This is a genomic window from Roseomonas sp. TAS13, assembly GCF_001950415.1.
In the GTDB taxonomy this organism is placed as follows: domain Bacteria; phylum Pseudomonadota; class Alphaproteobacteria; order Acetobacterales; family Acetobacteraceae; genus Roseomonas; species Roseomonas mucosa.
The window spans coordinates 1-8,048 of the sequence record NZ_BDLP01000196.1 but is presented as its reverse complement, the minus strand read 5'-3'; the positions used below and the strand labels follow the sequence as shown (position 1 = coordinate 8,048).

At 70.7% G+C, this 8,048-nt stretch carries 9 protein-coding genes and 1 pseudogene; 3 read left to right on the top strand and 7 right to left on the bottom strand.

Features of this window, described 5'->3' with window-relative positions; all coding sequences use genetic code 11:
- Positions 1–92 precede the first annotated feature (92 nt).
- The 3 genes from ccmE to ROTAS13_RS14985 are packed head-to-tail and all read right to left on the bottom strand — an operon-like array spanning position 93 to position 1,581.
- Complete coding sequence (ccmE, locus tag ROTAS13_RS14990) at positions 93–605, bottom strand: cytochrome c maturation protein CcmE (RefSeq protein WP_026033562.1); 513 nt, start codon at positions 603–605, stop codon at positions 93–95.
- A gap of 2 nt (positions 606–607) precedes the next feature.
- The gene (locus ROTAS13_RS27220) at positions 608–754 is read right to left on the bottom strand and encodes a hypothetical protein (protein WP_155985201.1); all 147 of its coding nucleotides are present in this window, start codon (positions 752–754) and stop codon (positions 608–610) included.
- On the bottom strand, positions 751–1,581 hold the full coding sequence (locus ROTAS13_RS14985; protein WP_058390226.1) for a heme ABC transporter permease: 831 nt from the start codon (positions 1,579–1,581) through the stop codon (positions 751–753). Before ROTAS13_RS14985 ends, ROTAS13_RS27220 begins: the two co-directional genes overlap by 4 nt.
- A gap of 91 nt (positions 1,582–1,672) precedes the next feature.
- Here ROTAS13_RS14985 and ROTAS13_RS14980 point away from each other — a divergent pair, with 91 nt between their 5' ends.
- The 3 genes from ROTAS13_RS14980 to ROTAS13_RS14970 are packed head-to-tail and all read left to right on the top strand — an operon-like array spanning position 1,673 to position 2,760.
- Positions 1,673–1,966, top strand: coding sequence for a YciI family protein (locus ROTAS13_RS14980; RefSeq protein ID WP_019463096.1), 294 nt, complete (start codon positions 1,673–1,675; stop codon positions 1,964–1,966).
- Between the two features lies 1 nt (position 1,967).
- Positions 1,968–2,399 carry an EVE domain-containing protein gene (locus tag ROTAS13_RS14975; RefSeq protein WP_058390227.1) on the top strand — a complete coding sequence of 144 codons (432 nt, stop codon included), beginning with the start codon at positions 1,968–1,970 and terminating at the stop codon, positions 2,397–2,399.
- A gap of 10 nt (positions 2,400–2,409) precedes the next feature.
- Positions 2,410–2,760, top strand: coding sequence for a Rieske (2Fe-2S) protein (locus ROTAS13_RS14970; RefSeq protein WP_019463094.1), 351 nt, complete (start codon positions 2,410–2,412; stop codon positions 2,758–2,760).
- A 481-nt stretch (positions 2,761–3,241) separates the two neighbouring features.
- Here the strand turns inward: ROTAS13_RS14970 and ROTAS13_RS14965 are convergent, their stop codons facing one another.
- From ROTAS13_RS14965 to ROTAS13_RS14950, 4 genes and pseudogenes are all read right to left on the bottom strand, one after another.
- Complete coding sequence (locus ROTAS13_RS14965; RefSeq protein ID WP_019463093.1) at positions 3,242–4,165, bottom strand: ABC transporter substrate-binding protein; 924 nt, start codon at positions 4,163–4,165, stop codon at positions 3,242–3,244.
- Positions 4,166–4,239: 74 nt separating this feature from the next.
- Positions 4,240–5,280: an ABC transporter permease subunit gene (locus ROTAS13_RS14960; protein ID WP_019463092.1), complete on the bottom strand. Its 1,041-nt coding sequence runs from the start codon at positions 5,278–5,280 to the stop codon at positions 4,240–4,242.
- 32 nt (positions 5,281–5,312) lie between these two features.
- The gene (locus ROTAS13_RS14955) at positions 5,313–6,824 is read right to left on the bottom strand and encodes a sugar ABC transporter ATP-binding protein (protein ID WP_115359306.1); all 1,512 of its coding nucleotides are present in this window, start codon (positions 6,822–6,824) and stop codon (positions 5,313–5,315) included.
- A 745-nt stretch (positions 6,825–7,569) separates the two neighbouring features.
- Positions 7,570–8,048 (bottom strand): annotated as a pseudogene (locus ROTAS13_RS14950) (DeoR/GlpR family DNA-binding transcription regulator); the annotation flags it as partial.

The following is an 8,048-nucleotide window of genomic DNA, read 5'->3' as shown; positions in this document are numbered from 1 at the left end:
GGTCCAGGGCCCGCAGGGTCCTGGCGGATGGGGGGGCCGGGGGGAAGGCAGCGCCTTCCCTCCGGGACAGCGGCCGTCCGACCATCATTCCCCTACCCGCCACTCTTCACGGGGCTGGCGGAAAGCGTGTTCCAGGAGGCCGCCGGGGGCGGGTCGCCCTTCTTCGGGTCCCAGTGGCCGGAGCGTTTCAGCGCATCCGCCACCTCGGGCGGCATGTAGCTCTCGTCATGCTTGGCCAGGACCTCGCTGGCCAGGAAGCTGCCATCGGCCTGAAGCCTGCCAAGCGTGACCACCCCCTGCCCTTCGCGGAACAGGTCCGGCAGCACCCCGGCATAGCGGACGGCCACCGTATGCTGCCCGTCGGTCACGCGGAAGCTGACATGCGGGACGTTGTCCGCGCTGGTGTCGCGATGGAGGCTGCCGGCCTCGACCAGCCCGCCCAGGCGAAAGGCGCGGCCGGGCTCGGGATGCGTCGCCGCCACGTCGCTGGGCGAGCGGAAGAAGACGATGTTGTCCTGGAAGGCCGAAAGGGCCAGGGCCGAGGCGGTGCCGATGCCCAGCGCGCAGAGGGCCAGGATCCAGAGGCGGCGCGACTTGCGGGACAGGCTCAAGACTTGGCTCCCCTTGCCCCTTCCAGCGCCGCCAGCCGTCGCCGTGCCTGCCCCTGCCGCCACAGCGCGCCGAGGGACAGCCCGCCCAACAGGAGCGCGGCCGCCAGCCAGGCCAGCGTCACATGCCACCAGTGAAGGCTCACACCATCTCTCCATCGAGGCGCCGCGCCCGCGCCAGGGACAGGGCCCGCACCCGCCGTTCCAGGATCGCCGCGCGGCTGCGCGTCAGCACGATCGCGACGAAGAGCAGGGTGAAGCCCAGCGCATTGGCCAGCAGCGGATAGAGCAGGTCCACATGCAGGCCGGGGGCGCCGAGCCGGGCCACCGAGGCGGGCTGGTGCAGCGTGTTCCACCAGTCCACCGAGAATTTCACGATCGGCAGGTTCACCGCCCCGACCAGGGCCAGGATGGCGCCCATCCGCGCCCCGCGCTCCTCCTCCTCGAAGGCGCGCACCAGCGCGGCATGGCCGACCCAGAAGAAGAACAGCACCAGAACGGAGGTCAGCCGCGCATCCCAGACCCACCAGGTGCCCCACATCGGCTTGCCCCAGAGGCTGCCGGTCAGGAGGCAGAGGCCGGTGACGGCGGCGCCGACCGGCGAGATCTCCCGCGCCACGATATCGGCGAGCGGATGCCGCCAGACCAGCCCGGAAAGCGAGGCCAGGGCCAGCGTGGCATAGCCGCTCATCGCCAGCCAGGCCATCGGCACATGGACGTACATGATCCGCACCGTCTCCCCCTGCTGCCAGTCCGGCGGGGAGAAGACCAGCGCCCAGGGCACGCCGATGGCGAGCACGAGCGCGGCCAGCGCCCAGAGGACGGGCGTCGCGCGCTCGGTCAGGCGCAGGAAGCGGCCCGGCTGGGCGAAACGGTGCCAGCCGGCGGCCCGTCGCGCGGGAAGCGGAGCCGGGGCCGAAGCCGGGGCCGGCGCCTGGGCAGGGGCTGGGGTGGGGGCGGAAGAGGCGCTCACCCCGCCTCTCTACGCCCTCGGGCCGATGGATTGAAGCGCCCGTTGATCCGGGCTTGAGTGCGCGCTCGAAAAGCTGAACGGGGACTCCGCCATGCTGTTTGCCATTCGTTGCGAGGACAAGCCCGATGCGCTCGACAAGCGCGCGGCGACGCGCCCGGCCCATCTGAACTGGCTGGAAAGCCACCAGAAGGACCTCGTCCTGGTCGGGCCGCTGCTGGATGGCGATGGCAAGCCCAGGGGCAGCCTGCTGGTGGTGGAGATGCCCGACCGGGCGGCCGCCGAGGCCTTCGCCGCCGCCGACCCCTATGCCTTCGCCGAGGTCTTCGCCTCCACCACGGTCGAACCCTTCCGCCTCGTCTTCAAGGACGGCGCGAAGGTCGGCTGAGATGCGGCACTGGCTGGTCAAGAGCGAGCCCGACGCCTTCTCCTGGGACCAGCAGGTCGCGAACGGGGTGGAGCCCTGGACGGGGGTGCGCAACGCCACGGCGGCGCGCAACCTGCGGGAGATGGCGCTGGGCGACCAGGCCTTCTTCTACCATTCCAACATCGGCAAGGAGATCGTCGGCGTGGTCGAGGTGGTGCGAACCGCCTACCCGGACCCGACCGACGCCACGGGCCGCTGGGTCTGCGTGGACGTGAAGGCGCTGGGCCCGGTGCCGCGCAAGGTCACCCTGGCCGGGATCAAGGCCGATCCGCGCCTGGCCGAGCTGGCGCTGGTGCGGCAGTCGCGCCTCTCGGTCATGCCGGTGGGCGCGGAGCACTGGGCCATCCTCTGCGACATGGCGGGCTGGAAGGACGAAGCCAGCCGCGCTGCGTGACGCGGGCGGCATGGCCGAAGGCGAGCGCCTGCTCTGCCGTCTGGAGGACATCCCGGATGGCGGCGCGCGGGGCTTCCCGGCATCGCCCGGCGGCTTCATCGGCCTGGTGGCGGTGCGGCGCGGCGGGCAGGTCTTTGTCTACCTGAATTCCTGCCCGCATCTCGGCGTGCCGCTGGAGGTGCTGCCCGACCGCTTCCTCGACGGGCGGCGGGAGCACGTCGTTTGCGCCCTGCACGGCGCCCGCTTCCGGATCGAGGACGGCTTCTGCGTCTCCGGCCCCTGCGCCGGGGACGCGCTGGAGGCCGTGCCAGCGGGAATCCGCGACGGCGCGGTGATCGTTCCGGCCGGGGCGGGGCTCTGATCCGGACGGCGGAACGCACCGGCACGGGCCTGCAAGGGTCCGGGCGTCACGCTCCGTGGCCATCCCCCGGGCCACGCGCGCCCCGCCGCACGGGGCGGGCACGGCCCCCAAACACCCCTTGCTTCCCGGACCCACCCCAGGCTATAGGAATAAAATCAACACCACGCGACCCGCAGTGCCGCCGGCGGAGCGTCCCGGGTGATCTCCGCCTGACCAAGCATCGCCCGGCATGGCCCGTAGCATTGGCTCTCGCCATCCGGCATCACCGGCCCTCGGGGCGGAAGCCTGGGCCTCACCCTTTCGCCACAAAGCCGGATAAAAGAGTAAAATCCTAAAACACTAAAGCTGGAAACGGCGTGCATGGTAAAAGGCCGTGGCCGGAGGGGCCAGGCCCTCCGGCGAATTCACACCACCGGGACCCGCCTGCGGGCAGCGGGTCCGGAAATCCCGGGCATCCCCGGCACGGGGAAGGCGTGAACCCTCAGCGCGTCCAGCCCGGATACTCGCCGACATTGTCGCGGGTGACGAGCTTGGGCTGCATCAGGATCATCGGGCTTTCCGGCTTCTTGCCGGCCAGGATGTCCCGCCCCGTCTCCACCGCCAGCTTGCCCATGGTATAGGGGTCCTGGCTGGCCGAGGCCTGGATCTGGGTCTTGCCCTTCAGCGCGCCGACGATGTCCGGCGCGCCGTCCACCGAGGTGATGACGATGCCGGTGCGGTTGAGCTGCCGTGCCGCGAGGTCGGAGCCGATGGCCTGCGGGTCGTTGATGGCAAAGACGCCCTGCACATCGCTGAAGCGGGTCAGCAGCGCCTGCATCACGTTCAGCCCGCCGTCGCGGGAGCCCTTCGCATCCTGGTCGGAGGACAGCAGCTTCACCTCCGGATGCTTGGCCAGCACCTCCTTGCAGCCCTTCACCCGGTCGGTCACCGCCGAGACCTGCGGCCCGTTCTGGATGATCACGTTCCCCTTGCCGCCGATCTTGTCCACCATGTAGTCGCAGGCGATCGCGCCCGCCTTGACGTTGTCCGTCTGCACCGTGGCGTCCGCGCCTGCGGCGGTCACGTCCACCGCGACGACGGTGATGCCGGCGGCCTTGGCGCGGCGGATGGCGGGCAGCAGCGCGTTGGGGTCCACCGCGTTCACCAGGATCAGGTCGGTGCCGGAGGCGATGAAATTGTCGATCTGGCTCGCCTGCTTGCTCAGGTCGTAATCGGCCGAGGTGGTCGTCACCTTCACGTTCGGACCGATGGCATGCGCGGCATCGGCAACGCCCTTGCCCACCGCCACGAAATAGGGATTGCCCAGCGAGCCGACACTCAGGCCGATGGACGTCACCTCCTTGGCCATGCCCAGCCCGGTGGAAAGCAGCACCGCCGCGCCGGCGAGCAGGATGGTCTTCAGCATTCTGGCGTTCTCCTTCTTCTCAGCCCTTGTTGTCGCGTGGCGGCGGGGCGGGCGGCGGCCCCGCCGCGATCCCGTCAGGTCCGCGCGCTGCCCTGCAGCCGGAACCGGTCCAGCGCCACGGCGCCGATGATCACCAGGCCCTTGATGATGAACTGCCAGATGTCGGAGACGCCGGTGAGGATCAGCCCGTTGGTCAGCACGGCGATGATCAGCGCGCCGACCAGCGTGCCCCAGATCGAGCCGATGCCGCCGACGAAGCTGGTGCCGCCCAGGATCACCGCCGCGATGGCGTCCAGCTCATAGGACTGGCCGAGCTGCAGCCCGTTGGCGGCAAAGAGCCGCGCCGCCGCCATGGCGCCGCCGAGGCCCGCAAGCAGGCCGGAAGCGGCATAGACGAAGAGCAGCACCGCCCAGACCTTGATGCCGGAAAGCCGCGCCGCGGCGGCATTGCCGCCCACCGCATAGATCCGCACGCCCAGCACCGTGCGGCGCAGCACGTACCAGGAGAGGACGATCACCGCGAAGGCGATCACCGCCAGCACGGGGATGCCGATGCCCGGGGCGACGGGGATGCTGGCATCGCCGATGAAGGCGAAGGGCAGGTCCGGGTTGAAGATGGTGGTGTCGCCGCCCATCAGCCGCGCCAGGCCCCGCACCGCGGTGAGCGAGCCCAGCGTGACGATGAAGGCCGGCAGCTTGCCGAAGGCGATCAGCGCGCCGTTGACCAGCCCGAAGCCGAGCCCGGTGAGCAGCGCCGCGGGCAGGCCGAGCCAGCCCAGGTCCGGCAGCAGCGAGACGATCAGCGCCGACATGGCCGAGGCCGCCAGCACCGAGCCCACCGAAAGGTCGATGCCCCCGGTCAGGATCACGAAGGTCATGCCGGCGCCCAGCACGCTGTTGATCGAGGCCTGCTGCGCCACGATCGACAGGTTCTGCACGCTGAAGAAGCGCCCCTCGCTCAGCACATGGAACAGGATGCAGAGCAGGATCAGCACCGGCAGCATGCCGATGGCCTGCAGCACGCTCCAGAGCTGCGCCCGGCGCGCCGAAAGCCCGGCGCCGCCCGGCATGACGGGGGCACCGGATGGCAGGGGCGCCTTCCCGGTCTCGCTCATCCGTGTTTCCTCCCTGGCCTCATGCCCCGGTATCAATGTGCGCCGGTCGCATGGGCGATGATGGCTTCCTGGGTGATGTCGGGGCCGCGCACCTCGCCGGCGATGCGCCCTTCGCGCATCACCAGGACGCGGTCGCAGATGCCGATGATCTCCGGCAACTCGCTGGAGATGACGATGATGCCGATGTCGCGCTGCGCCAGCTCGTCGACGATGCGGTACATCTCCGACTTGGCGCCGATATCCACGCCGCGCGTCGGCTCGTCGAGGATCAGCACCTGCGGATGGGTTTCCAGCCAGCGCGACAGCAGCACCTTCTGCTGGTTGCCGCCGGAAAGGCCGCCGACCGTGACCTGCGGGCTCGCGGCGCGCACGCGCAGCGCGCCGAAGGCCTGGGCGGCGCGGCGGCGCCCGGCGGCGAGGTTGAGCAGCCCGCCCGGCAGCGCGTCGCGGGCGATGACGCCGAGATTGATGTTGCCGCCGCAGGACATGTCGAGGAAGAGGCCCAGCCCCTTCCGGTCCTCGGTCAGATAGGCGATGCCCGCCTCCAGCGCCTCGCCCGGGGAGCGGATCTCGGCGCGCTTCCCGTTCAGCCGCACCTCGCCCCCCGCGCTTGGGTCGGCGCCGTAGATCAGCCGCGCCAGCTCCGTCCGCCCCGAGCCGACGAGGCCGGCGATGCCCAGGACCTCGCCGCGATGCAGGGTCAGGTCGCAGGGGTGCACGCGGCGGCCGCCATCGGTGAGGCCTCGCACCTCCAGCACCACGGGGCCCTTGCCGCCATGCGGGTCGTGCGCCTTCTTGTAGAAGCTCGACAGGTCGCGCCCGACCATCATCCGCACCAGCGAGGGCGCGTCAATCTCCCCGCGTTCCAGCGTGCCGACATAGCTGCCGTCGCGCAGCACGGTGACACGGTCGGCGAGCTCGTAGATCTCGGCCATGCGGTGGCTGATGTAGATCAGCGCGATCCCTTCCGCCCGCAGCTGCCGCACCAGGGCGAAAAGCCGCTCCGTCTCGCGCGAGGACAGCGCGGTGGTGGGCTCGTCCAGCACCAGGATCTTGGATTCCGCCTGCAGGGCGCGGGCGATCTCGACGAGCTGCTGCTCGGCGATGGAGAGCGTGCCGACCAGCGTATCGGGCGTGAAGGGCGCGCCGAGGCGTTCCAGCACGGCACGGCAGCCTTCGCGCATCGCGCGGCGGTCGATGCGCCCGGCGCGGGAAGGTTCGCGGCCGAGATAGATGTTCTCCGCCACCGTCAGGTTCGGCGCGAGGGCGAGCTCCTGATAGATGATCGCGATGCCCAGCCGCCGCGCGGCGATCGGATCGGCGATCGAGACGGGCTGCCCGTCGATCAGGATCTGCCCGCCCGGATCGGCCTGGTAGGCGCCCGACAGGATCTTCATGAGCGTGGACTTGCCCGCGCCGTTCTCGCCCATCAGCGCGAGGATCTCGCCGCCCCAAGCCTTCAGCCGTACCTTGTCCAGCGCCTTGACACCGGGAAAGCTCTTGGACACGTCGCGCATTTCCAGGCGCGGCGTGGCTTCGCTCATCTGCTCCATCCACTCTCGTCTCGCGCTGGTGTTCCGTGCCCGGCCATCCGCATGGGGGTGAGGCGCGGCCGCGAAGCAGGCGCGCCGGACCTGCCGTACTTCAGGAAAGCCGGACCCAGGTCACGAATCGGCTCGGACGTCGCGCAAGGGCGGAGGGATGCTCGCGTTTCCGCTGGCCATGGCCGCCGGATGCGGAAAGGAAGCGCCGGGACCGCGCGTGGAACGGGCGGCCAGGACGACAGGACACGGTCGCAGGCATGGCCGATACTCCCTACTTCTTTGTTCCGGCAGGATCATGAACGGTTTCGCACCGCTTGCGCCAGCCTCATCTTGGTCACGCTTCGTCCATCCATGACGGCCCCGTAAAACCTCCGGGGTGCGGGGCGTCGCTCTTGTGGCGACCCCCGGGGGAGGCCCCGCCTGCCCCCGGAGCCCCCACCGCTGGGGGGATAGTATCCCCCCAGACCCCGCCTTTCGTTGGCTCGGGCTGGCAAGGCCGGCATTCCGCCCGATCCCTTGGCGCAGGTGGATGGGCGGGGCTCCTCCCGGGAAGAGGAAAGACACCCTGTCCGCGCTGGCGGTACCGGCAGTCCGCCGGAGAGCATGGCTCTCCGGCGCGGTCCGGCCACAGGCAGGCGCCAACGAACGGGAGGTCCAGGACCCTCAGGGTCCTGGCGGAGTGGGGGTTTGGGGGCGAGGCGGAGCCTCGCCCCCAGGGACACACCGGACCGTTCCCGCTCCGGGTTCAGCCAGCGCGGATGACCTCGGCCTCGCCAAAGGCGGCGCAGGCGGCGGGCGGCGCATCCGTGACCAGCACCCAGCGCGGCGGCAGGGGTGCGCGGAAGGGCTGCGTATCCTGGCCAAGCTTGGAGGCATCGGCCAGGACGAAGACCGCGCGGGCCTGGCGCATCATCAGCGACTTCAGCGAGACCTGCTCCAGCGTTGCCTCGCAGAGCCCCTCGCCGGGCAGCAGCCCGTCGCCGCTGGTGAAGAGCCTGTCTGCATGCATGTGCCGCAGGGCCTGCTCGGCCAGGGCGCCGGTGGTGCCCATGCTGATCGGGCGCACCGTGCCGCCGAGCACGATCAGCTCCATTCCCGGCGCATCCGCCAGGACGGGGATCAGCGGCAGGTTGTTGGTGATGACGCGCAGCCGGCGGCCGCGCAGCCGGCGGCCCAGCGCCTCGACCGTCGAGCCGCCGTCGAGGATCAGCGTCTCGCCATCGG